Below are 23,292 nucleotides of genomic sequence, written 5' to 3' on the forward strand. Positions count from 1 at the left end.
TGTTTTATTTTAAATAGTTTGAATTAATTTCTTCATAATCAGGAATATGCCGATGATGCCATTTCATTAGCACATTTCCATCTTTCAAAATTACCAAACCGGGATTAGATCTTACAATGGTTTTCAGGAAAATATCATCTGCCAGGTAAAAAGGGTGGTTTGAATCAATTTCCTGTTCAAAACTTTCGGGGGATGTACTTGTAACAGTAAAAAACATATAACCCGCTTTTTGGGCTTTCTCAGCCAGTGGATTTATTTTTTCTATAAAGGCTTCTTTTGCAGTATGCCTGAGATCATAAGCCACAACCATAAACACATAGTCGGGATTGTAAAGAATTTCATCATCCATACTTTCCCCGTCTTTATTCACAATGGAAAAATTGTTTATAGGTGGAGTTTCTCCTTCTTTGATCACTATATCTTTGCGGTCAACAAATTCCCATTTGTCCCCAGAAGGCATGTTGTTGGCGTTGAATTCTTTCTCTTCACCGGTTTCTTTGTTTTTATAGGTGAATACGAACTCAACTATTGGCTGTTTGTCTTTGGGCACTGTCATTTGCTCTGGTATATTCTTTCCGGGTTTGTATGGCCTGAAATCCATTGCAGGCAAATCGAAATAGAAATTTGAAAAGCAAAACCAGGTAAAAAACAAGGTTGCCAAAACACTGATTGGTCCGGCTATATAGGTGCTAAAAAATGGTTTGATGTATTTCTTGTTGTAATACAATACCAGTATCATCACCAGCAAAACAAGATCCTTAATAAAGGACTGGAAAGGCTCTAATTTCAAAAAATCCCCAAAACATCCGCAATCGGTTACATTACCTGTTACGGTAGTGTATCCGGTAAGGAATGTGAAAAATAAAATCAGCAGGAGTAAAAGCCTGAGCGTCCAGTTGCGCATATAACCCAAAAGCAATGTAATCCCGAGCACAATTTCCAGCACTATCATAAATACGGACATTGCTAAAGTAAATGGTTCGAAAAAACCGAGCCCAAACTCAACAAAATATTCTGTGATCTTATAAGCTGTTCCGAGCGGATCTATGGATTTCACAAAACCCGAAAAAATAAAAAGCACACCGACAAATATCCTGAAAGCCATAGTAAGCGCCTCTCCAGGCTTGTAATAATCACCAGCTACGTGCATCATCATTGATATTGCCAGGCCAGCAAGCGCGATGATCAAAAAAGTACCGCTGCCAATCAGATCAATAAAACCAAATTGATTGAGTAGGGAAATGCCTAAAGCTACGAATGACAGCAGCAATACTGCTCTTCCCGCTTTTACTAAAGTGTTTTTTTCTCGCATGATTTTATTTTATCTACAAAAGAAACAAACTGATCGGTGTAGAATGACTGTTTAAGTATTTTTAACCTTTATTCTCAAGCTTATTTATGTGGGTAATTTAGTCAATTAAAAAGAAAATTGAGTTCAATTCTTCTGCCCTTCACTCAACTTGATCAAGCCAAAAGCAGCATAATTCACAATATCCATATAATGCGATTCGGCTCCTTCGGATATCAGTGTCTTGCCTTTATTGTCTTCAATTTGCTTCAGGCGCATGAGTTTCATCAGAATTAGGTCGGTATAGGAATTGATACGCATATCACGCCAGGCCTCGCCATAATCATGATTTTTGGCCATCATAAGGGCTTTGGTCTGTTTGGTTTCCAGGTCATAATGTTTCATGGCTTCAGTTTCACTCAGCTCCATTGGCGCATTATTGGCAATATGCATTTGTATCAACGCAATAATACCGTAATTGAACATGCCTATAAATTCTTCTTCTATGCCCTCTTCTATTTTGGCATTGCCCAACTCTTCAATTGTTTTTACCCGCTTAGCTTTGATAAAAATCTGATCGGTGAGCGACATGGTGCGCAGTACCCGCCAGGAGGTTCCGTAATCTTTGATCTTCTTTTCAAAAATCTGACGACACTTGTCCACTACCTGATCGTATTGCTCTGATGTTTTATTTGCCAACTTATCTTTATTTTTAGGAATTCTATGGAAATGGATAAAATTAAAACTTTTCACAAAAAGACCTTGCAAAGTAAAGGACGGCTCATGGATTTTTCAAGCCCAAGGATCATGGGAGTGATTAATTTAAACCGCGACTCATTTTATGCAGGCTCACAGCAACATTCTACTGATGCTGCATGTAAAGTTGCTGAAAAAATGATTGAGGAAGGGGCTTATATTTTGGATATTGGCGCAATGTCCTCGCGCCCGGGCGCTCAAATTTCCGATTCTGATGAAGAAGCTGCACATCTTTTACCCACATTAAAAGCCATTCGAAAAGCATTTCCCGAGCTATTTATTTCCATTGACACTGTTCACGCCAAAGTAGCCGATGCTGCTATTTCTGAAGGGGCAGATCTGATCAATGACATATCCGGTGGCGCATTTGACCCCAATTTGCTGAAAATTGTTGCAGCGCAAAAAGTGCCCTATGTACTGATGCACATGCGCGGAAAACCGAAAAATATGCAAGCACTCAATCAATATGATGATTTAATTGCAGAACTACTGGACTATTTCAACAAAAAAATTCAGCAACTTTACGCTATGGGTATTTCAGATATTATTGTTGATCCCGGTTTTGGATTTGCCAAAAATATTGAGCAAAATTTCCGCCTTTTAAAAGCTTTAAAGACCTTTGAATTCATTGGATGCCCAATATTAGCAGGATTATCGCGCAAATCTATGATCTGGAAAACACTGGAGTCTTCTCCTGAAGAAGCTTTAAACGGAACTACAGCCCTGAATATGCTCGCATTGCAAAACGGAGCCAATATCCTGCGTGTACACGATGTGAAAGCTGCTCAGGAATGTATTCAATTGTATGAAAAATATGAAAATTCCACTATAGAATGATGGTCGATTTGTTTATTAAAATAGGTTTTTTCGAAATTCGATTTCTCGATATCATCGATATTTTACTGGTAGCTTTTCTTATTTACCAGGCCTACAAATTGATCAAGGGCAGTTTTGTGGTAAATATTTTTCTTGGGATTGCACTGGTATTTATTGCGCGCTGGACGGTTAAAGCTTTAGACATGGAACTCACCGGTTTTATTCTGGGCAACTTCACTGAAGTAGGTGTGATAGCCCTGCTTATTGTTTTTCAGCCTGAAATCCGCAAATTCCTGCTTATTCTCGGTAAAGAAAGTCGATTTACTGAAAACAACTGGATCAAAGACCTGATTTTCAGAAAGAAAAAAAATGCTCCTACAAAAATCCCGATGATAGGTGAAATAATTCCTGCACTGCGCAGTATGAAATCGAGGAAAATCGGAGCTATACTGGTCTTTTCGGGCTCTTCACGAATGCAGCTTACCGCAAATACGGGAGTGCTGCTCAATGCCAATATTTCCAGCAAATTGATAGAAAGTATTTTTGAAAAAAACAGTCCATTGCACGATGGAGCTATGATAATAGCTGAAAACAAAATTATTGCCGCAGGATGTGTTTTGCCGGTTTCTGAAAATCCCGAATTGCCCTCGCGTATTGGCATGCGCCACAAAGCGGCAGTAGGCATCACAGAGCAAAGTGATGTGATTGCTTTAACGGTTTCTGAAGAACGGGGAACGATCAGCTATGCAAGAAACGGGCGCATTATTCAAGACCTGACACTGAAAGAAGTAGAAAGCATATTGCAAAGCTATTTCGAAAAACTAAGCACCAACAAATAACCTGGTGCCCGAGTAAACAACCTCGGGGCAAGCCCACGAGGCATTTATTTGGAAAAAATACTTTTGATTACGAGGCAAGCCTCGGAGCACCCGCCTGCTTAGTCGGGCAGGTTTAAATCTCGATTATCGAATAAAATCAAGCCATGATTTCATCAGAAGAATTGCAACTTATCAAAAATGAAGAATGGATTCAGCGAAAAAGAATTGTGCTGGATAAAATTGAAAAATTGTTTTATCAAAGTGCTCAAAAATTGCAATCCACAAATGAATACCAACAATTCTGCACTGGCTTTCCCGAATTAAAAAACTTGCCCAAAGTAAACAAGGGCGAAATGCTACGCGGCCTTCCCTGGCGCATGCTCGACTTTCCTGTGCATTTCAGTAGTGATCATGTACTGGCCAATCGCCTGCTTTTTTGGTGGGGACAACCGCTTTATAATATTCTGCATTTAAAAGGGGCTTATCTGCAAAATCTTGATTTTGATAAATTGAGCAATGTGCTGCTGGATAATCCAAATCTTAAATTCAGAACTGAAGGCGAAGAATGGGATTTTTCGTTTGTAGAAGAAAACATCATTACCAAAGAAATAATAGAAAGCTCTGCATTTCTGCAAATCTGGAAATCTTATCCACTAAAAACATTGGAGCAGATGCCTGTTAGATTTGTTGAGGATTTTAAAATTTGGAAAGCTTTGCTTTTGGATTAGAAATCCGTGCTTTTGTATCAAAACACAAAGGGAATCAGCATTTTCACCTTTCGTCTATATTCAATATAGCTTTTACCAAACTCCTCTATCAATTTTTGTTCTTCCAACCTGACACCAATTGGCAGATAAATAAAAGTAATGCCCGTGAAAATAAGCATGGCAATAGTAGGCCTGAAAAGCAAAGCGCCCAAAAACATCAGTATCACTGCAAAATATAGTGGATGCCTTACATAGGCATACATTCCACTATCAGTAATTAATTCAGAAGTATTTGCTTGTCCTCTGTCGGTAGAATTCAGCTGTTCTATTCCTGCAAATTCCAATTTATTGAATGAGGAAAAAGCAATAAGTAAAAGTACAGTCCCTGCAAGGAAAATAATTCCGCCTGCAAGCTGTGTGAATAAATTTACCGATAGAAAATACTGCTCAGGTATGGAAAACTGAAACCATAAAATACCTGCAAACAGCAATATACTTATGAAATTGAATGCCAACCTGTAAAAGCGATAATGACTTTTCAACACATTTTCTACGCGAGATTTAATGTATGAATTGGCCATAAAACTGTGCAAGGCATAGAAAAATATCCAGGCAATTGAAAGCAGAAAATATGGATTCATAGCATGGCTATTTATTCACAAGATAAAAAACAAAAACCGGCTTGGTTGCATAGGGAAAATGAGGTTTCCTACAAGTTTCCAATGGGTCATGACCCATTGAAAGAGCAATTGGCGGAATTAGCTTGTTATATTTATTGTAAAAACCTGATCTCTTAAATAATTCTCGAGCTCAGGTTATACAGCAGCAAAACTATTTATTGACTTATTGCTATTTTAGCAAAAACAAATTTTTCCATGTACAGAATACTATTCTTTTTTTTCGCACTTATCTTGATATTCACAGCCTGCAAAAAAGAACCTGTAGAAAATAATGAGGAAGAAGAGCAGGAAGAAATCAACGACAGTATTCCTGAAAATGAAAAAGACAGCACTCTGGTTTTCCCCTGCAATGGTGATACTTCACTCTGCGACCAACGCTACAATGAAATCAGTTATGCTACCACACACAATGCACATGCCGTGCAAGGCGAATTCAATGCACTTGCTGCCAATCAAGATTTAGAAGTTACTGCCCAATTGGAGCTTGGTATTCGCTGCCTGAACTTTAAAAGCTACTGGACTGACGACAATAATTGCGGCCCGGAAGGACATTACCTGTATCATGGAATTCCACTTGGGGGCTGTGTTCCTCTTGCCGGATTTCTTTCAGATATAAAAACATGGCTGGACGGAAACCCTTATGAAGTAATTACTTTCACCATAGAACCCGGAGCCAGTGTCGCTCAACTCGACCAGAGTTTTACCGATGCAGGATTAAAACCATTCATGTACCAACATACTTTTGGAGAGCATTGGCCAACATTGAAAACTTTAATTGAAAGCGAAAAAAGACTTATTGTTTTCACCAACAAAGGCAGTGATAATGAGAATTATGAAGGCTTTCACGATTACTGGAATTATACTTTCGATACCGATTACCGTGCCAAAAGCAGAAGTGATTTCGATTGTGATAAAGACCGCGGCAATGCCAATGGTGACTTCTTTTTGCTGAACCACTTTCTGACCAATAACGCGCCACAACCTGATAGTGCCGCTGGCATTAATGATTACAGCTATTTGCTGCAAAGAGCCGAACTTTGCGCCTCGGAACACGGCAAACAGCCCAATTTTGTGATGGTAGATTTTGCAGGGCAGGGCAATTTAGTGGATGTAGTAAATACACTAAACGAACAATAATTAAGCAAACTCAAAGCATGAACCCAATTCTTAGAAATTTTTTGGCAATTATTGTAGGTGCTGCGGTTGGCAGTTCAGTAAATATGGGCATCATCATGGTTAGCGGCACTATTATCTCTCCTCCGGAAGGCGCTGATGTCACTACAATGGAAGGTCTAAAAGCTTCCATACATTTGTTTCAGCCCAAACATTTTATTTTCCCTTTTCTGGCACATGCACTTGGCACATTTGCGGGTGCAGTGCTGGCGGCATTAATAGCTGCAAATCATAAAATAAAATTTGCACTTGGTATAGGTGCCTTTTTCCTAATTGGTGGCATAGCCAATAGTTTTCTGCTTCCTGCACCGCTTTGGTTTAATATTGTAGATATTCTTGGTGCCTATATTCCTGTAGCATATTTTGCCGGAAAACTGGTTGCAAAAAAATAAAACGAACTGCAGGAGAAACAAATGCAATTTCCAAAGCAATATTCTACAAATGATCACGCCATGTAAACCGTTATATTTTATTAAATTCGTTGCAATATTTAACTTTCATGCATGGCGCACCAAGCTGGAAAATCCGTTTCTAAAAAATCCGGTCAATCATATCTCTACTCAATCATCAGTATTACACTGGTGCTCACCATGTTCGGTATTCTGAGCTCAATTTTGATTTTTTCAAATAAAATTTCATCCTACCTGAAAGAAAATGTAGAGATTTCACTGATTTTAAAAGACAAGCTCAATGAAGTAGATGTACTTCAATTTCAAAAGAAACTGGATATTCAGCCCTATATTCTGAACAGCGAATATGTCTCCAAAGAGGATGCTGCAAAAATCCTACAGGAAGAATTTGGTGAAGACCTGGATATACTCGGCTACAACCCGTTGTATTCATCCATCAATATTCACCTGAAAGCAGCATATGCCAACCCCGACAGCCTGGTAAACATAGAAAACGAACTGCGCAATCACATTGAAGTACAGGAAGTGCATTATTTCAAAGGCCTGATAGATATTTTGAGCAAAAACATCCGCAATATTTCTATAGTACTGTCTTCAATATTGCTGGTCCTTTTGTTAATTACCATTACACTGATAGACAATACCATAAAACTGGCCATGTACTCCAATCGCTTTTTGATTAAAAGTATGCAACTGGTTGGTGCCACGCGCTGGTTTATCATTCGCCCTTTTATTTTGAGGGGATTTTTGAATGGAGTGGTGAGCGGGCTTTTGGCAGTTTGCCTTTTACTGGGATTGGCCTACTATTCTCAAAATTTTGTAAATATGCTCTTTGACCAAAAAGACATCATAGAGTTCAGTATTTTATTTATTGGACTAATTATTGTAGGCGCACTGATAAGTGGATTGAGCACATTTTTTGCAGTGCACAAATACTTAAGAATGAAATTAGACGATTTATACTAAAAGCATAAAGCATGAGTAAGAAAAAAACAACAATTGAAGAACCGGAATTGCTCTTTACAAAGAAAAATTATGCCCTTGTAGTTCTTGGCTTTGCAATAATGATTATAGGCTATTTTTTGATGATTGGTGGCGGAAATCCCGAACCCCATATTTTTAATGCAGAAGAAAAATACAGCTTTGTCAGAACCACATTGTCGCCCATTTTTATCCTCGGAGGGCTATTTATAGTGGGTATGGCTATTTTCACAAAACGCTGATACAGACCTGAATGAGTTTACTTGAGGCAATTGTCCTTGGTATTGTCCAGGGATTAACAGAATTTCTTCCTGTAAGCAGCAGCGGGCATCTTGAGCTGGTCAAACACCTTTTTGGAAGTAAACTTGTGGCAGAAGAAAGTCTGCTTTTTACTGTAGCTGTTCACGCTGCAACTGCACTCAGCACCATAGTTGTTTTTAGAAAAGATCTTGTAGAAATATTTCGCGGATTGTTTCAATTCCAGTGGAATGAATCAGCGCGCTTTTCCTGGTTTATTGTTCTGTCAATGATTCCTGCCGCATTTGTGGGATTGTTTTTTGAAGATTTTCTCGATCAATTGTTTTCAGGGCAAATACTGCTGGTAGGTTTAATGCTTTTGCTTACTGCACTTTTATTGATACTCGCTGATCGGGCTAAATTCACCAATAAAAGTGTAGGATGGAAAGAAGCACTCCTTGTGGGAGTAGCACAGGCCATTGCTATTCTGCCTGGAATTTCCCGTTCTGGAGCTACTATTTCAGCCTCTGTGTTGCTGGGTATTGATCGCACAAAAGCTGCGCGCTTTTCTTTCCTGATGGTCGTGCCTTTAATACTTGGGAAAATAGCCAAAGATATTCTGAGCGGAGGTTTTAATCTGGAAGGTGATAAGCTTCTGGTTATTTTGGCTGCATCCCTGGCCGCTTTTATTGCCGGACTGCTGGCTTGCAAATGGATGATCAGCCTGGTGCGCAACAGCAATTTGTATTACTTTGCCATCTATTGTTTTATTGTTGGCACAATAGCTATAGCAAGTCAACTTATAATTTGAGAATTCCAATTTCTGTTTCTGATTATCCAACTCGCCTAATTTCCAATAATCTCATAGAAATGATAGTAGCTGTGCATTAATGTTGGTTTGGAAAAATACTTTTTCATTAGCTTATTAGTTTTTCTGATTGAATGTTTGTATAATTCAATTTGAAATGATCAGGCTGTATTTAATTGTATTTTTATTGTCAATTGGACTTAAGCTGAAAGCTGGAGATACAACTGTTACAGTAATTGGACAAGTTACTCAAGAGCCTCATGTCGGATTTACAGATTTGTTAATTGTCAATACTTCTACGGGAAAAGGTTTTTTTGGAAATACGGATGGTTCCTTTAAGATTAACGTCAAAAAAAATGAGCTTATTAAAGTATTAAGCCATGGCTTCACAACCGCGACTATAAGTCTTAAAGATTCAACGCTTAAAGATATTTACCATGTTATCGTGACATTAAAAGCCCTTGAAATAAAAAGAAAAGATCCAGTTATCATCCGACCTAAACCCACCCAAGAAGAAATATCAAAATCAAAGTCAAAAATAGGCGAACTGGAATACGACCCATGGGTAATGACCTCAAAGCCTGGTATTTTAAGCCCCGTCAGCCTTTTCTATTATTTATTCAGTAAAAAAGAAAAAGAAAAGCGGGCTTATATCAATTTACTTATTGAAGATCAATATATGCAAGCAATGAAAAAAATCATTCGTTTTTTCATAGATGCAGAACTTATATCCCTTGAAGAAAATGAAATAGAAAAATTTATTGATCATTGTGCCATTGACCCTGAATTCGTCAAATATGCCAGCATATACGAAATTGGTGAAGCATTAGATAGTTGTTACAAGGAATACAAAACAAAGGAAAAATATTAACCCAAGTGCTCAAAGTAAACAACCTCGGGGCAAGCCCACGAGGCATTTATTTGGAAAAAATACTTTTGATTACGAGGCAAGCCTCGGAGCACCCGCCTGCTTTTAGTCGGGCAGGTTTAAATCTCGATTATCGAGTAAAACATGCAAATAGACAATAGAATCTTCCAATCCATTATTCACATTTTACATCAAAACATACTCCCCTACCTCCCCTTAAACTCCGGCTTTCTTTTTTCTACAAAGGCATTCATGCCCTCTTTTTGATCTTCGGTGGCAAATAGCGTGTAGAAGTTTTTACGCTCAAATACGAGCCCTTCATCCAAACTGCTATTGAAAGCTTTTAATACGGATTCCTTGGCCAATTGAACCGCAATGGGCGATTTATCTGCAATGTTTTGTGCCAGCCTTACCGCTTCCTTCAAATACAATTCTACAGGCACTACTTTATTGATCAAACCAACGCTGAGGGCTTCTTCAGCTTTTATAAAATTACCCGTAAGTACCATCTCCATAGCCCGTGCTTTTCCTACCGCTTTGGTCAATCGCTGCGTCCCTCCTGCTCCAGGCATCACGCCTATTTTTATTTCCGGTTGGCCAAACTGTGCTGTTTCTGAAGCCACTACCATATCGCAGGTCATCACAAGCTCACAACCACCGCCCAGGGCAAAACCGGAAACAGCGGCAATAATTGGCTTTTTGGTTTTCTTAATTTGATCCCAAGTAGAAAACTGGTCAATTTTGAGCATATCGATGCTGCCCTTTCCAGCCATTTCCTTGATATCCGCCCCGGCAGCAAAAGCCTTTTCATTGCCCGTGAGAATAATCACGCGAACGGTATCATCATCATCCAGCATTTTAAGTGCATCGCGCAATTCACCCATTGTCTGAAGGTTCAGGGCATTCAATTGCTTGGGTCTATTCAACTGAATGAGTGCAATGTGTTTTTCGTAATTTTTTTCAACTATAATATTTTCAAACTCCATCTTTTGCCGTTTTAAATTTATTTCTGAGAATATATTTACCAATAGCTGCGAATATTATTCCTATAAACGCACCTAAAATTGCTCCGCCCAATATATCAAATGGATAGTGAACACCAACATATATTTGCGCATAAGAAACCATAGCCGCCCAAAAAATCAATACCGGCAGCAAGGCCGGTTGCAGACTTCTAAAAAACACTCCAAAAAAGAAAGCCAGCGCAAAATGATTGGTAGCATGAGAAGAAGTAAAACTTTTTCCCGAGCCGCAATCTACAAGTAGAATAACCTGATCCAAAAAATCAGGATCATTGCAAGGGCGCAGCCTGCCTACCAATGGTTTGATTAAGCTACTGCTGATCTGATCGCTTGCAACAATACTCAAAATAGCCAGCACTACAACAGTAAGCACTGTTTTTCTATCAAAATTAAAAAACAAGAAAGTGAGTGCGAATAGATAAAGTGGAGCCCAAAAATACTTGTTTCTAAACCAGGGCAATACCTGATCAAAAAATGAATTGCTCCAAGCACCATTCATCTCCCGAAAAAGAGATTGATCAATATTGATAAGGCTTTCAAGCATTTTTCTTTTTTGCTATTATAATCAGGCGCTCTGAATCCTTTTCATCATAAGCATCTAAGGCATAATTACCGAAAATATGCTGAATTGAAAAATTTGATTCAGCCATGTACTTCTTAAAATGATCTAAATCAATAGCCTGAACTTTTTCCTGGTAGTTATAAAGCTTTCCTTTATCACTGAATTTAATGTCCTTTATAATAAAACCTCGCTCTATTTTTCTGTCAATATGGAAAACGACCCCACTCCTTTCAATTTGCTCAGAATGTTGTAAGTCACTAAGTGTTTTGTTGACATTCAAAAAGTCAATGGTCAAAACCCCTCCCGGTTTCAGCCCTTTATTGACAGCCTGTAGAGTTTTTATATTGTCGCTTTCACGATCGAAATAGCCAAAGCTGGTAAAAAAATTAAAAGCATAATCAAAATAATTGGTGTAAAACAATTTGCGCATATCGTGCACAAAAAATTTCAATCGTTCACTTTCAAATGCTTTTGCTGAAAGAATGCTTTTTTCAGAAAGATCTATTCCAGTTACTTTAAAACCTTTTTCTGCCAATTGTTTCGCATGACGCCCTTTGCCACAGGCCAGATCAAGCATATAACTGCCTGCTTCAGGTTGCAAAAAATTTATTAAGCGATCTATAAAATTGCGTGCCTCACTTTCATCTCGGTTGCTGTACAATAGGTGATAATATGGCGAATCAAACCAATCTTCAAACCATTCTTTTTTTACTGCCATTTGTGGATAATAATCTCTAAATTGAAAAAGTATTTAGGAAATAAGACCTAATTTTGCAGCTCAAAAATATTGAAATTTGACGTTAATAAAATCCATATCGGGTATTAGAGGAACAATAGGCGGAAAAACAGGTGATAACTTAACCCCTGTAGATATAGTAAAGTTTACTGCAGCCTATGGCACCTGGCTCAAAAGAGAAACAGGTGCAAAGAAAATTGTACTTGGCCGTGATGGCCGCATTTCCGGCCCGATGGTACAAAATCTGGTTATCGGCACCCTGCAAGGTCTTGGACTGGATGTAGTGAATATAGACCTCTCCACCACTCCCACAGTAGAAGTAGCCGTAATCCATGAAAAGGCCGATGGTGGAATTATTCTAACAGCCAGCCACAACCCCAAGCAATGGAATGCTCTGAAATTATTAGATGCTCAGGGAGAATTTATCTCGGGCGAAGCCGGTGCAGAAGTGCTGAAACTGGCTGAAAAAGAAGATTTTGATTTTGTGGAAGTAGAAAAACTGGGCAAAGTAAAATCAAATACCGAGTACATTAAAAAGCACATCGAACTGATCTTGAACCTACCCTATATTGATGTTGAAGCCATTAAAGCTGCAAATTTTAAAATAGTAGTTGATGGCATTAATTCTACTGGAGGAACAGCCATTCCACAGTTGTTAAGCGCATTAGGCGTGAAAGACATTCATGAGCTCAATTGTGAAGTAAATGGAATTTTCCAACACAATCCTGAGCCGCTGCCTGAAAATTTAAGCGGATTGAGCAATGAAGTAAAGCAGAGCAAAGCCGACCTTGGCATAGCTGTTGACCCTGATGTGGACAGGTTGTGTTTTGTTTGTGAAGACGGGGAAATGTTTGGTGAAGAATACACTATTGTTTCCATCGCTGATTTTGTCTTAAAGCAGAAAAAAGGGAATACTGTTTCCAATCTTTCATCGAGCCGTGCACTTAAAGATATTACACTTAAAAATGGAGGGGAATATTTTGCCTCTGCCGTTGGCGAAGTGAATGTTGTGGCCATGATGAAGGCCAAAAATGCCATTATTGGTGGTGAAGGCAATGGCGGAGTTATTTTGCCCGAATTGCATTACGGCCGTGATGCACTGGTTGGAATAGCCCTGTTTCTAACCCAATTGGCCAAATTCGGAAAAAGCATTTCCGTATTGCGCTCAAAATATCCGAATTATCACCTTTCTAAGAACAAGATACAATTAGAAGAAGGCATAGACATTGATGCTATTTTTGAGCTGATTGTTAAAAAGTATAAAAATTATCCGGTCAATAGCATTGATGGAGTGAAAATAGAATTTGACGAAAATTGGGTGCATTTGCGCAAATCCAATACAGAACCTGTTGTTCGTATTTATTCTGAGAGCAGCAGTGAAAATACGGCCGAAAGCATTGCCCGGCAGATCATGGTGGATATCAAAGAATTTGCCCAGGAAAGCGTAAAGTAATGGGAATTTATCTCGACAATGCAGCAACTACAGCTATTGACCCTCAGGTATTTGAGGCCATGCTGCCCTATTTGAAAGAGGAATATGGCAATCCTTCCTCCATTCATGGATTTGGTAGAAATACCAAGGCTGCAATTGAAAAAGCCCGCAAATCTGTTGCCAATCATTTTCAGGCCTCTGTTGGTGAAATATTTTTCACTTCAGGAGGTACGGAATCTGCCAATTTGATCATTCAGTCATTGGCACAAAGTGATCGCATTGCGCACATCATCAGCACTAAAATAGAACATCATTGTGTATTGCATTCTGTTGAGGAAATGGCTGCCAAAAATTATATTTCGGCACATTATCTAAAATTGGATAAAAAGGGAAATATAGATTTTAGTGAATTAGAAGACTTATTGAAAAAATACGGTGATAAAAGTTTGATTGCCCTAATGCATGCCAATAATGAAATTGGTACATTATTGAATTTACAGGCTGTAGCAGAATTGAGCCGTGAATACGGTACATTGTTTTTTTCGGATACCGTGCAGTCGGTAGCACATTATAATATTGATCTTCAAAAAACACCTGTTGATTTTATCACGGGTTCTGCACATAAATTTCACGGCCCCAAAGGTGTGGGTTTTGTCTATATCAATTCGGATGTAAAAGTACAACCACTGATTTTTGGCGGTTCGCAGGAACGCAATATGAGAGCAGGTACTGAAAATATCTACGGAATAGTAGGTATGGCCAAAGCACTGGATATGGCTTATGAAACTTTGGAAACCAATGCCAAATATATCAGCGGACTAAAGCAATATTTTTTCGAAGCATTGCAAAAAGCCATTCCAGGTGTTGAAGTAAATGGCGCTTTTGGAACCGATAGTCTTTACACAGTTCTGAATGTTTCTTTTCCAAAAAATGAAAAAACTGAATTTCTGCTCTACAATTTGGATATTGAGGGAATTGCAGTTTCTGCCGGAAGTGCCTGTACAAGTGGTTCTGATCAGGGTTCACATGTTTTAAATGGCATAGGTGTTTCCCCCGAACGCAGCTCTATTCGCTTTTCTTTTTCTAAAATGAATAATAAAGCGGAATTGAACCAGGTATTGGAATTAGTGAAAAAGGCTTTTTAAGCCCGAACAGATGCAATAACAGTAGAAGTTGAAAGTAAACAACCTCGGGGCAAGCCCACGAGGCATTTATTTGGAAAAAATACTTTTGATTACGAGGCAAGCCTCGGAGCATTTAAATCTCGATTATCGAGTCAAACCTAAATTCAGATAATTCTGCCTTTTAAATCTTTTTCATCAGGGTCTTTTTTGCAATCCCATACCATAATAATCAAGATCAATTGGTCAAAAATTTCATAAATTATTTCAAAGTCCTCGGTGATAAGAACTCTGACAGTTTTGAAATCAGTTTTTAGTCCTAAATAAGGGTTTTTTGAAATTAGTTTGGCACTCTTATTTATTCTGGAATTTAGTTTTTTGCTATATGTATTGGTGCCATTTCTTTTAATATAGAATTCCAGTATATCATACAAATCCAACTTAGCACTTATAGACCAATCTATTTTGTATTGAGCCATTGGTCAATCTCTTTATGCAAATCCTCATGAGATATGCTTTGCTTGTTTCTGAGTTCCTTTCTGGCTTTGCTTACCCTCTCTTTTTGATAGTCGCTTAGTTGATAAGTCTTTGCAGCCTTAGATTCTACTATGGTTTTTAAGGCGTTCAAAAAAGAGACGTCATCAATATGCGATAAATGCTCGGAAATAAGATGCCTTAACTCTACAATACTCATGGTTCAATTCATTTTTTCTAAGATACTAATTTTAGGAATCAATAATCAGCTTTCCACAAACCTTAAAAACAACAAAGGAACTCTTCGGGTTCCATCTCAAAGCATTTGAGTTTTCAGGATTTCACCCTTTAAACTTTAATGCACTATAAGCACTTTAAATTCTAAGCACTTTTATTGCTTCACCAATTTTCCACTCTTCATCACTTCCCCATTTTCACTGTTGATTCTATAGAAATAAATACCTTCTGCGAATTGGCTGACATTGATTTGCTCCGTTCCAGTTTGGATTTGCTTGCTTAGGATTTTCTTTCCTGATAGAGAGTAAAGTTCAAGTATTCCAAAACAGTCGCTTTGGATGTACCAGATGGTGTGGACGGGATTGGGGTAAGTCTTAAATTTAAATTTTTGAAATTCAGAGATTGAAGTGTAAACACAACCATTACTAAAAGAATAATCATAACTGATCATATTATCTTGATAACAAAGAAGTATATCAGGACAACAATCAGCTAAAATACAATCACCATGTGAATGAAAATCAAGTATTTCATGTGCTGAACCAATTATCTCTGTAAAATGTGATTTATCACTAACACTCCATGACGAGTTCATAATTGTGTCCCTATCGTAAAAGTCAAAATACAATCGTTTCAATAATTGCCCGTCAATCTCTACCATAGTATCTTTTGTAACAACCCCCATTACTTCTGCTGAATAGTCAATATCACATGCACAATCTGTATGAAAATCTTTCAAATTTTTAGGGTATTCCTGGTGCAATGTGTCTCCAACTGTCAAATTCATATCCATATAAAGATGGAAAGCGCTGTCTTCGTAAAAGTGAATTTTATTGCTATCCACATTCAAGTAAAGCTTGCTGTTACCTCTTGAAAGTACATTTACAGACTTTCCATCAATACTGATTTGGCCAGACATATTAATTACATAAGTAAGCTTATCACTGTAATCGCATGGAGGGAAAAACCCGCCACCACCTATAAAAGTCCACTCTGCCCCAACTGGCGCAAAGCTTTGTGAATAAAGATTACTAAGCGGGTTCACAATCATAAAATAGCAACTAAAAACCACAATACTTTTAATCAACAAATTTTTCATGCCCTGAATTTTATTAGTAAAATCCTCTCTGATAGAACAAAGATTCTCATTTCCATGAAGCATCATTACTATTCAATGAATTTAAAATATTTATTGGATTATTTGAAACACATTTTGGTGAAACTAACTTGAACCTGACAATGTTCGAGCCTGCCCGACTCCAATGGGTCATGACCCATTGGAGATACCCATTGGTGTTCGGGCAGAGCACAAGAGATGACATCTTTCCAATAAAGATGTCACCTCTGTTGGTACTTGGCCGACAGATTTTCACTGGTTTACTAATTCACTAAGCAACAAAAAAGCGTGAGGGATGGCTCCGATAGCTATCGGAGCGGCATCCTTTTGGGGCAGACAGGCCGACCCAAAGGGGCACGCCCTAAATCAAACTTAGGTAATGTGTTTGTGGGGAATTTCTACAATGCAGGGCAATAAACCGATTGATTCTTTTTGTTTGATAAACAACCGGTATAGATCAATGACACTTCAGGCCCTCCATTTAAATTGGTAGCCGGAGTCAATTTTGACAAGTTTATATCGTAGCTGAATCCAATATTGATATCTTTCCAATCTACACGGGCAGAAAGGATAACTGCATCTTGAAGTCGATACCAACCACCAATATAAAACGCAGTTTGATCAGATGGAACAATCGATTTTCTAATCTTAACCAATCCCCCTACATTCAGCTGATTGTGAGGCCCTTGATTGAGAAACATAAAACTCGGCATCAACCCTAATTGATTGTTCAATTTAAATGATGCACCACCGTGTAAAGTTGCTTTGATGTAAAGTTGTTCATCTCTATCATTGAAAAATGAAATATTGGGCTGATTGAGGTGGGTAACAGCAAAGCCCAAGTAATAATTATTTGAATTGCGCTGGGTTAAACTCCATAATAAACCCGCTCCTACATCGCCATATACTTTGCTGTCAGTTGCGAAATTCTCTTGGGTAGAAAGTCCACTGTTAAATCCATCTGCACCAAATTGCGAATCAGTAGTTACTTTAGACATATCAAATGACCTGTGTCCAACACCTCCTTTCAGGGCAAAAGTCAAAAATTGAGTTCCGCTTGGATTCAATACTAGCGAATAGGCAAGAGATATATCTACTTTTGTATTGGAGAGACTGATGTCTCCGGCTCTGTCATTAAAGAGGGAGATACCAAAACCTGCGAAGTTGCTTTTTCTATTCCTCTTCAACATATTCATATCATAGGATGCTGCAATAGTCTGAAAATTAGCCACCCCGCCCCATTGACGCTTGTAATTGGCCGCAAGCCTGTAGTTACAATTGTTCAGGCCCGAAAGCGCAGGATTTAGATAAATGGGATTAGAATTGAATTGAGAAAAATGCACATCCTGGGCGTACAATGTACTTCCAAATAGGAAAGTGGCAAGGATTAGCGATAGTTTACAGAGTTTGGTCATGGTTCTGTGTTTACTTTAATAAGGTTACATTACCTGTCTTCAGTATGGTTTCTCCATTGTAACAGACAGCTTCAACTGTATATACGTAAACGCCCTGATTATGTTTCTTACCATTTGAGCTTAAGCCATCCCATCCGGTATTTTCATTTTCCGTTTCAAAAACCAGTTTTCCCCAGCGATCAAATACTCTAAAATAATTCACTGCTCTTGCCCCATAACGCCTGGCATACAACACATCATTTCTTCCATCTTCATTGGGTGTGAAAGTATTTGGTACAAACACGATGTCTTCTTCACACTTATCAAAAACTTCTACATTCACTTCCTTTTGATTAATGCAACCAAAAGTATCAACTACTGTGACTGTATAAACAGTACTTTGATCAGGAAAAGCTCTTGTCAATAAACAATCAGAACAAGTTAAACTGTCAGAAGGGTTCCAATAAAGTGTATCATAAAATGTTTCGGTAAACGCTTCAATTTCAACACTTGTACCCCTTAAAACCTCTCTGTCTCCAGCAACTTCCAAATCAGGGGTGGGAATTACGGTAATTGATACACTGTCTCTACCAATAGGACAAACACCATTCACCAAATTGGCCACGTAAACAACGTCCTGCTCTGGAGTTACAATTGGATTAAAAGATGAAGCGTCATCTATGAAGATGGGTGGTGTCCAGAAAACTTCAACAGCTCCACCGGCACGCAAGGAAGTACTTTGGCCAAAACAAATCAATGTATCTTGTTCTGCAAAAGGTTGAGTAGGATGATCTACAATTACTGTAGTACTTATAGAATCACTACAACCAATGGCATCCGTAACAAATAAGTCTATGCGGTATTCACCAGAATCAGTAAACAGGTAATTGAAACTACTGTCAGTAAAGGTAAGTGGATTTGGCTCCTGATCGTCATAAACAGTCCAATTCCAATCAACTATAGGAATATCTGAAGTTTCAGTACCATCAGCAATTAAAGTAGTATCCCCAAGACAGGTTCTGTCAGCAATTATATTCATATCGAACAAATTGACAATTACCCTTACACTGTCAAAATTTCTGCAATTATTGGAATCAATTGCAGTTACAAAAAAAGTAGTTGATTCCTGAGGAAATGCCAGTGGATCAGCAATTAAACCACTGTTCAGATGAGTCCTCGGGTTCCAAGTATATATATCGGCACTTCCGCTAGCCTGAAGCTGCACAGTATCCCCCAGGCAAATGGCTGTATCCGGGTATGGTTGAACAGTCAAATTAGGCCGGGGCAATACTTCAATGGTAATAGAATCCAAAGTCTGACAACCAACTGAATCAGTAGTGAGTAATGTATAGAGCGTGGTATCCTGTGGATAAGCCAGTGGCATAGCAATTGTGCTGTCATTAAGTCGTGTGCCCGGAGTCCATTCATAAGATGCGTACCCTGGTGTTCCCAGCAAGGTCATGGTATCGCCCAAACAAAGTTGAACTGTATCTGCATCATTGATGCCTTGCGGTGTTGGGTGTACTGTTACATTTTTTTGCATAGTATCGCTACAAGCATTTGCATCTGTCACAACCAATGTAATCGTGTAAGTGCCAACATCATTGTAAATCACCGGAGGCGGGTTTTGTCCATTAAAAGTCCCAGGGTCGTCAAAATCCCAAAACCAATCAACAATAGGTGCATCTCCGGAGATAGAGGCATCTGTAAATACTGTCAGAAGCGTATCACAGCCCAGTGTATCAGAAATTGTAAAATCGGCCTCAGGCTTATCCCATACAAAAATATCCCGCTCAAAAATATCTGAGCAACCAAACGCATTGACAGCTATTAATGAAACCGTGTACAAGCCTCCTGAACTGTAATTATGAACAGGATTCTGCACCGTATCTTCATTTCCATCACCAAAATCCCAGTACCATTCTACAAAATCATTGTTGATTACTGCAAATGAGCTGTCGTTAAATTGAAGCGGCTCAAGTCGGCAAACCGAATCAAGATCTGCCGTAAAGTATGCAGTAACTGAATCTACCAACAAGGTATCATTAGAGTAAAGTGTATAGGTACAAGTTGGTTGTTGTGTATCCCTTAGTACTACTGCCGGCACAAAAATACCGGGGTTTAAATAACAATGATCAACACTGTCTCCTGCCGATTCCTGGTTGCCATCGCCATAAATCCAGATATGACTGACTGCCCCTGTACTGTTGGCTTTAAGCCCAACACACAAAGGTGCGCAACCGGTATCCGAAGTCAACTCCACACTACCTACAGCACCCCCGATATTTATCATATTTGAAAAACCAAGACTATCAAAACACCCATTGGTAAATTCTATGTTTAGACGTACATTGAACAAGCCAGCTTGCGTGTATATATGGGAGGGATTTAATCTTCTGGAAAAAGAGCCATCTCCAAAGTCCCACAAAACAGAAGCGATTGAAAGCGTATCATAAACAGTGAGATTGGTAAAATTAACGAGATGTGGGGGGCAATAACGAAAGGTATCATCAGCCATAAAATCAATATCCGGGTTTCCAACTCTTAAAATGCTGTCTTTGGAAATTGAATCCTGACAGCCATAAGTGTCTGTAATTATTAATGAAACACTATAAATACCCGTATCAGAATAGGCATATTGGGGATTTCTCAACCTTGAAGTATCTCCAGGTACATCATCCCCGAAATCCCAAAAATAGTTCAGGCCGGTTCCGGTAGAACGGTTGTTAAATTGAACTGGCTGCCCTTCACAATAAAGATTAAAGTCTAAATCAAAATTAGCTATTGGATTGCTGATGTCAACAAAATCTTCCTGCATGATTGAATCGGTACAGCCCAAGTCATTGGTTACCACAAGAGCCACATCATAACGTCCTGGATCAGGATAAGTATGTGAAATAGGGTTTGGAGGAGGATTTCCCGGAATGCTGTAAGTAACTGAATTCGTATCTCCAAAATGCCAGGTCCATTCAATGATATTACTTCCGGTAAAACTCACCGACTGATCAATAAAATTAATTGTATTTGGTGCTGTAGAATCAAAGCAGGAAAAGCTTTGCTGTGCATCGAAATCCGCTGTAATGTCTGAAATAGTAACAAATGCATTTTTAGTTTCCGTTATCTGGCAACCGTTTTGATCTGTAACAGTTAATGTGACCGTATAGATCCCCGGATCATCATATCTGTGATTGGGATTGCGTGCAGTGGAAGTATTTCTGTTTCCGGACGCGGGATCACCAAAATTCCAGGCATAAGTTAAGCCCGTCCCACTTTGATTACTAAAATTCACTACATATGAGGCACATCCTGTCGCATTATTTGAGGTAAAATCCACCGGCTGTGTAGTGATGTTTACTGTATATTGCTGATCATCTGTACAACCTGTATTTACATCAGTTACAGTCAGTGTTACATTGTAATTACCTGTCCCGGAAAAGGTATGCGAAACATTCTGTCCACTTGCTGTAGCTCCACCATCATCAAAATCCCAGTCAAAGTTGGTTCCACCCTCAGAAGTACTGGTAAAATTGATTCCACCAGTCACGTTACAGTCAGCTTCATACTCAAAATCCGCCAGGGGATCCAAGACAGTAATGGCCATAGAAGAATCAGAAAAACAGCCATTATTGCCAACCCGCAATGTCAGGATATAATTGCCCGGTTCTTCATAGGAGTGGCTTGGCTCATTGGGGTCGTTACTTACATCTCCATCTCCAAAATCCCATTCAGTAGAAGTAATATTGCCCGATGAATTGTTTGTCAATGTAATTAGCTCATCTACACAAACACTATCGGGCACTGCATTAAAAGCTGCAAATGCCGGGGTTCCAGTACTGATCGGCATAGAAAAATCACCCACACAGCCACTTTGCGTCTCAATAGTAAGGGTGACATTGAATGTTCCAATATCATTAAAGGTATGCGATGGGTTCTGCTGGTTTGAAATATTGGCAGCACCTGAACCAGGATCATCAAAATTCCATGAATAATCAATAATAGGGTCATTGGATGTGCTGTTGTCGGTAAATTGCACACTTAGCGGCACACAACCCAAATTGGTATCTACATCAAAGCTTACAACTGTCGGTTCAATTGAAATATAATTGTTGATCGAAACAGTATTGATACAACCCCGGTCATCCTCAACCGTAAGCGAAACAGTATAATCTCCCGGATCGGTGTATATATGTGTGGGATTGGCCTGTGTTGAAGTTTCATTATCCCCGAAATCCCATTCATAGGATTGAACATTTGCTGACGCAGTACTGCTGAAATCTACTTCAAATGGAGCCTTACAGCTTTGGGTAACATTGCTGCTGAAGCTCACCTGTGGTAAATCATAAATCAATACACTGTCGTTGAGTGAAAAAGTATCACTACAACCAAAATTATCTGTAATAGTAACTGTAGTAGTATATAGCCCTCCATCGGTGTAAGTATGGGTTGGGTCGGTTTGTGTGGAGGTATTGTTATCACCAAAATCCCAGGATGTACTCACGATATTGCCCGCATTGAGCTGATGATCACCGGTAAAATCAATGGGGGTACCGGCACAAACAGAATCCGGTGAGAAACTGTAACCAGCCTGGATACTTTGCGCCCTGATGTAATTGTTTCTTTGAATTGAAACAGACTCTCCACAAACGGTATCTGTAACTGTAAGCCTGATATTATATAATCCAGTGGAAGGAAAAATATTTGTAGGGTTTTGCTGTGTAGATGTTTGAGCACCTTGTCCACCGCCAAAAATCCAAAAATAACTCAGACCATTGCTGCCTGACGACAGGTCTGTAAATTGAGCTGTATAAGGCGTATCGCACAATAGTTGGTTATCTACTTCAAAATCCGCAACAGGTGGGGGATCAATACATATATAATTATTCCTTGTGAGTGAATTGGTACAGCCTTCTGAATTGGTAACAATTAAAGTAATATTAAAACAATTCTGACCGGTCTGTGGATCTAAAATAAACAAGTGTGAGGGATTGCAATCTGTTGAAACTACACCATCCCCAAAATCCCAGGTACAGTCGGTTATATTCAAATCCCCACTGGTGGACAGATTGGTAAACTGCACCTGCAATGAATCACATCCTGCTTGAAAATCAGCGGAGAAATCCACTACCGGCCTGGGATGTACGATCAATTCCCTTGAAAAGGTATCATAATCCGTACCGTTATGGGTCACCGTAAGCGTAATGTTAAAGGTATCAGCTGAAGAATAAACAATACTCGGATTTTGCACAGATGAAGATGATCCAAAGCCAAAATCCCAGGTATGTGAATTAAAAGCATCTCCATTATTGACACTTGAGTATGGCAGAGGGTTTCCATTAATCGTAGAGCTATCTGTAAACTCAATTACCAATGGCGCACAACCACTACTAATATTATTACTACCAAAGTCACCCATTGTAAAATAAGCTACAAGTCCTTGCCCAAACAGACACAAGGGTAAATAGCTTAAAACAATAAAAAATACAATTCGGAGCATCATTCTAAATAATCAGTCTTTAATTTACAAAAAACAAGCGCTATTGTTGTGTTACAATTGATATTTATTATAAACTAATTAGTACTGTAACAATAAAACAAAGAAATAGCTTCCATAAAAAATAAAAAGGGAATAGAAAGTATCTATCCCCCTTTTAAAAA

The 23,292-nt window shown here is 38.8% G+C and carries 22 protein-coding genes; 11 read left to right on the forward strand and 11 right to left on the reverse strand.

Translation table 11 applies throughout. From position 1 onward, the window contains the following. Positions 1-4 precede the first annotated feature (4 nt). Positions 5-1,312, reverse strand: a complete 1,308-nt coding sequence (locus tag WD048_02175) for a BT_3928 family protein (protein ID MEX0810993.1) — start codon at positions 1,310-1,312, stop codon at positions 5-7. 123 nt (positions 1,313-1,435) lie between these two features. Further along, positions 1,436-1,987: a DUF1599 domain-containing protein gene (locus WD048_02180; GenBank protein ID MEX0810994.1), complete on the reverse strand. Its 552-nt coding sequence runs from the start codon at positions 1,985-1,987 to the stop codon at positions 1,436-1,438. 30 nt (positions 1,988-2,017) lie between these two features. Here WD048_02180 and folP point away from each other — a divergent pair, with 30 nt between their 5' ends. From folP to WD048_02195, 3 genes are all read left to right on the forward strand, one after another. Then, a complete protein-coding gene (gene folP / locus WD048_02185; protein MEX0810995.1) occupies positions 2,018-2,881 on the forward strand; it encodes a dihydropteroate synthase in 864 nt (287 codons plus the stop codon). Then, positions 2,878-3,699 carry a diadenylate cyclase CdaA gene (gene cdaA / locus WD048_02190; GenBank protein ID MEX0810996.1) on the forward strand — a complete coding sequence of 274 codons (822 nt, stop codon included), beginning with the start codon at positions 2,878-2,880 and terminating at the stop codon, positions 3,697-3,699. Before folP ends, cdaA begins: the two co-directional genes overlap by 4 nt. 143 nt (positions 3,700-3,842) lie before the next feature. After that, positions 3,843-4,406, forward strand: coding sequence for a hypothetical protein (locus WD048_02195; GenBank protein ID MEX0810997.1), 564 nt, complete (start codon positions 3,843-3,845; stop codon positions 4,404-4,406). A 17-nt stretch (positions 4,407-4,423) separates the two neighbouring features. On the opposite strand, the gene WD048_02200 is transcribed toward WD048_02195, so the two are convergent. Then, positions 4,424-5,026, reverse strand: a complete 603-nt coding sequence (locus WD048_02200; GenBank protein MEX0810998.1) for an isoprenylcysteine carboxylmethyltransferase family protein — start codon at positions 5,024-5,026, stop codon at positions 4,424-4,426. A gap of 234 nt (positions 5,027-5,260) precedes the next feature. On the opposite strand from WD048_02200, the gene WD048_02205 reads away from it, so the two are divergent. From WD048_02205 to WD048_02230, 6 genes are all read left to right on the forward strand, one after another. Continuing rightward, complete coding sequence (locus WD048_02205) at positions 5,261-6,202, forward strand: hypothetical protein (protein MEX0810999.1); 942 nt, start codon at positions 5,261-5,263, stop codon at positions 6,200-6,202. 17 nt (positions 6,203-6,219) lie between these two features. Beyond that, positions 6,220-6,630: a hypothetical protein gene (locus tag WD048_02210; GenBank protein ID MEX0811000.1), complete on the forward strand. Its 411-nt coding sequence runs from the start codon at positions 6,220-6,222 to the stop codon at positions 6,628-6,630. Positions 6,631-6,741: 111 nt separating this feature from the next. Further along, entirely contained in the window at positions 6,742-7,614 is an 873-nt protein-coding gene (locus WD048_02215; GenBank protein ID MEX0811001.1) for a permease-like cell division protein FtsX, read from the forward strand. A gap of 11 nt (positions 7,615-7,625) precedes the next feature. After that, complete coding sequence (locus WD048_02220) at positions 7,626-7,871, forward strand: DUF3098 domain-containing protein (protein ID MEX0811002.1); 246 nt, start codon at positions 7,626-7,628, stop codon at positions 7,869-7,871. A gap of 11 nt (positions 7,872-7,882) precedes the next feature. Next, complete coding sequence (locus tag WD048_02225) at positions 7,883-8,677, forward strand: undecaprenyl-diphosphate phosphatase (protein ID MEX0811003.1); 795 nt, start codon at positions 7,883-7,885, stop codon at positions 8,675-8,677. Positions 8,678-8,831: 154 nt separating this feature from the next. Then, positions 8,832-9,545, forward strand: a complete 714-nt coding sequence (locus WD048_02230) for a hypothetical protein (protein MEX0811004.1) — start codon at positions 8,832-8,834, stop codon at positions 9,543-9,545. Positions 9,546-9,748: 203 nt separating this feature from the next. Here the strand turns inward: WD048_02230 and WD048_02235 are convergent, their stop codons facing one another. From WD048_02235 to WD048_02245, 3 genes are read right to left on the reverse strand one after another with little or no spacing between them, the layout of a single operon-like run. After that, entirely contained in the window at positions 9,749-10,528 is a 780-nt protein-coding gene (locus WD048_02235) for an enoyl-CoA hydratase-related protein (GenBank protein MEX0811005.1), read from the reverse strand. Continuing rightward, positions 10,518-11,108, reverse strand: a complete 591-nt coding sequence (locus WD048_02240) for a phosphatase PAP2 family protein (GenBank protein MEX0811006.1) — start codon at positions 11,106-11,108, stop codon at positions 10,518-10,520. The genes WD048_02235 and WD048_02240 overlap by 11 nt, the downstream gene beginning before the upstream one ends. Further along, positions 11,101-11,844: a class I SAM-dependent methyltransferase gene (locus WD048_02245; protein ID MEX0811007.1), complete on the reverse strand. Its 744-nt coding sequence runs from the start codon at positions 11,842-11,844 to the stop codon at positions 11,101-11,103. Before WD048_02245 ends, WD048_02240 begins: the two co-directional genes overlap by 8 nt. A gap of 76 nt (positions 11,845-11,920) precedes the next feature. Between WD048_02245 and glmM the strand changes: the two genes are divergently transcribed. After that, positions 11,921-13,315 (forward strand): phosphoglucosamine mutase, encoded by a 1,395-nt coding sequence (glmM, locus tag WD048_02250; protein MEX0811008.1) that lies wholly within the window; start codon positions 11,921-11,923, stop codon positions 13,313-13,315. Beyond that, the gene (locus WD048_02255) at positions 13,315-14,439 is read left to right on the forward strand and encodes a cysteine desulfurase family protein (GenBank protein MEX0811009.1); all 1,125 of its coding nucleotides are present in this window, start codon (positions 13,315-13,317) and stop codon (positions 14,437-14,439) included. Before glmM ends, WD048_02255 begins: the two co-directional genes overlap by 1 nt. 143 nt (positions 14,440-14,582) lie before the next feature. On the opposite strand, the gene WD048_02260 is transcribed toward WD048_02255, so the two are convergent. The 5 genes from WD048_02260 to WD048_02280 form a co-directional block, all read right to left on the reverse strand. Continuing rightward, positions 14,583-14,894, reverse strand: a complete 312-nt coding sequence (locus WD048_02260) for a type II toxin-antitoxin system RelE/ParE family toxin (protein MEX0811010.1) — start codon at positions 14,892-14,894, stop codon at positions 14,583-14,585. Continuing rightward, complete coding sequence (locus WD048_02265; GenBank protein MEX0811011.1) at positions 14,876-15,109, reverse strand: hypothetical protein; 234 nt, start codon at positions 15,107-15,109, stop codon at positions 14,876-14,878. Before WD048_02265 ends, WD048_02260 begins: the two co-directional genes overlap by 19 nt. Before the next feature lie 171 nt (positions 15,110-15,280). Continuing rightward, a complete protein-coding gene (locus WD048_02270) occupies positions 15,281-16,225 on the reverse strand; it encodes a T9SS type A sorting domain-containing protein (protein MEX0811012.1) in 945 nt (314 codons plus the stop codon). Positions 16,226-16,641: 416 nt separating this feature from the next. After that, on the reverse strand, positions 16,642-17,658 hold the full coding sequence (locus WD048_02275) for a PorP/SprF family type IX secretion system membrane protein (protein ID MEX0811013.1): 1,017 nt from the start codon (positions 17,656-17,658) through the stop codon (positions 16,642-16,644). A gap of 10 nt (positions 17,659-17,668) precedes the next feature. Next, complete coding sequence (locus tag WD048_02280; GenBank protein MEX0811014.1) at positions 17,669-23,134, reverse strand: PKD domain-containing protein; 5,466 nt, start codon at positions 23,132-23,134, stop codon at positions 17,669-17,671. Between the last annotated feature and the right edge of the window lie 158 nt (positions 23,135-23,292).

It is taken from the genome of Chitinophagales bacterium (genome assembly GCA_040877935.1).
GTDB lineage: Bacteria > Bacteroidota > Bacteroidia > Chitinophagales > CAIOSU01 > JBBDNB01.

What these genes read in the sequence shown, in the direction of transcription:
- WD048_02255 (MEX0811009.1), top strand. Translation starts at nt 13,315, where the DNA reads ATGGGAATTTATCTCGACAATGCAGCAACTACAGCTATTGACCCTCAG.
- WD048_02210 (MEX0811000.1), top strand. Translation starts at nt 6,220, where the DNA reads ATGAACCCAATTCTTAGAAATTTTTTGGCAATTATTGTAGGTGCTGCG.
- WD048_02275 (MEX0811013.1), bottom strand. Translation starts at nt 17,658, where the DNA reads ATGACCAAACTCTGTAAACTATCGCTAATCCTTGCCACTTTCCTATTT.
- WD048_02235 (MEX0811005.1), bottom strand. Translation starts at nt 10,528, where the DNA reads ATGGAGTTTGAAAATATTATAGTTGAAAAAAATTACGAAAAACACATT.
- WD048_02220 (MEX0811002.1), top strand. Translation starts at nt 7,626, where the DNA reads ATGAGTAAGAAAAAAACAACAATTGAAGAACCGGAATTGCTCTTTACA.
- folP (MEX0810995.1), top strand. Translation starts at nt 2,018, where the DNA reads ATGGATAAAATTAAAACTTTTCACAAAAAGACCTTGCAAAGTAAAGGA.
- WD048_02230 (MEX0811004.1), top strand. Translation starts at nt 8,832, where the DNA reads ATGATCAGGCTGTATTTAATTGTATTTTTATTGTCAATTGGACTTAAG.
- WD048_02240 (MEX0811006.1), bottom strand. Translation starts at nt 11,108, where the DNA reads ATGCTTGAAAGCCTTATCAATATTGATCAATCTCTTTTTCGGGAGATG.
- WD048_02175 (MEX0810993.1), bottom strand. Translation starts at nt 1,312, where the DNA reads ATGCGAGAAAAAAACACTTTAGTAAAAGCGGGAAGAGCAGTATTGCTG.
- WD048_02245 (MEX0811007.1), bottom strand. Translation starts at nt 11,844, where the DNA reads ATGGCAGTAAAAAAAGAATGGTTTGAAGATTGGTTTGATTCGCCATAT.
- WD048_02280 (MEX0811014.1), bottom strand. Translation starts at nt 23,134, where the DNA reads ATGATGCTCCGAATTGTATTTTTTATTGTTTTAAGCTATTTACCCTTG.
- WD048_02205 (MEX0810999.1), top strand. Translation starts at nt 5,261, where the DNA reads ATGTACAGAATACTATTCTTTTTTTTCGCACTTATCTTGATATTCACA.
- WD048_02195 (MEX0810997.1), top strand. Translation starts at nt 3,843, where the DNA reads ATGATTTCATCAGAAGAATTGCAACTTATCAAAAATGAAGAATGGATT.
- WD048_02260 (MEX0811010.1), bottom strand. Translation starts at nt 14,894, where the DNA reads ATGGCTCAATACAAAATAGATTGGTCTATAAGTGCTAAGTTGGATTTG.
- WD048_02225 (MEX0811003.1), top strand. Translation starts at nt 7,883, where the DNA reads ATGAGTTTACTTGAGGCAATTGTCCTTGGTATTGTCCAGGGATTAACA.
- WD048_02215 (MEX0811001.1), top strand. Translation starts at nt 6,742, where the DNA reads ATGGCGCACCAAGCTGGAAAATCCGTTTCTAAAAAATCCGGTCAATCA.
- cdaA (MEX0810996.1), top strand. Translation starts at nt 2,878, where the DNA reads ATGATGGTCGATTTGTTTATTAAAATAGGTTTTTTCGAAATTCGATTT.
- WD048_02265 (MEX0811011.1), bottom strand. Translation starts at nt 15,109, where the DNA reads ATGAGTATTGTAGAGTTAAGGCATCTTATTTCCGAGCATTTATCGCAT.
- WD048_02200 (MEX0810998.1), bottom strand. Translation starts at nt 5,026, where the DNA reads ATGAATCCATATTTTCTGCTTTCAATTGCCTGGATATTTTTCTATGCC.
- WD048_02270 (MEX0811012.1), bottom strand. Translation starts at nt 16,225, where the DNA reads ATGAAAAATTTGTTGATTAAAAGTATTGTGGTTTTTAGTTGCTATTTT.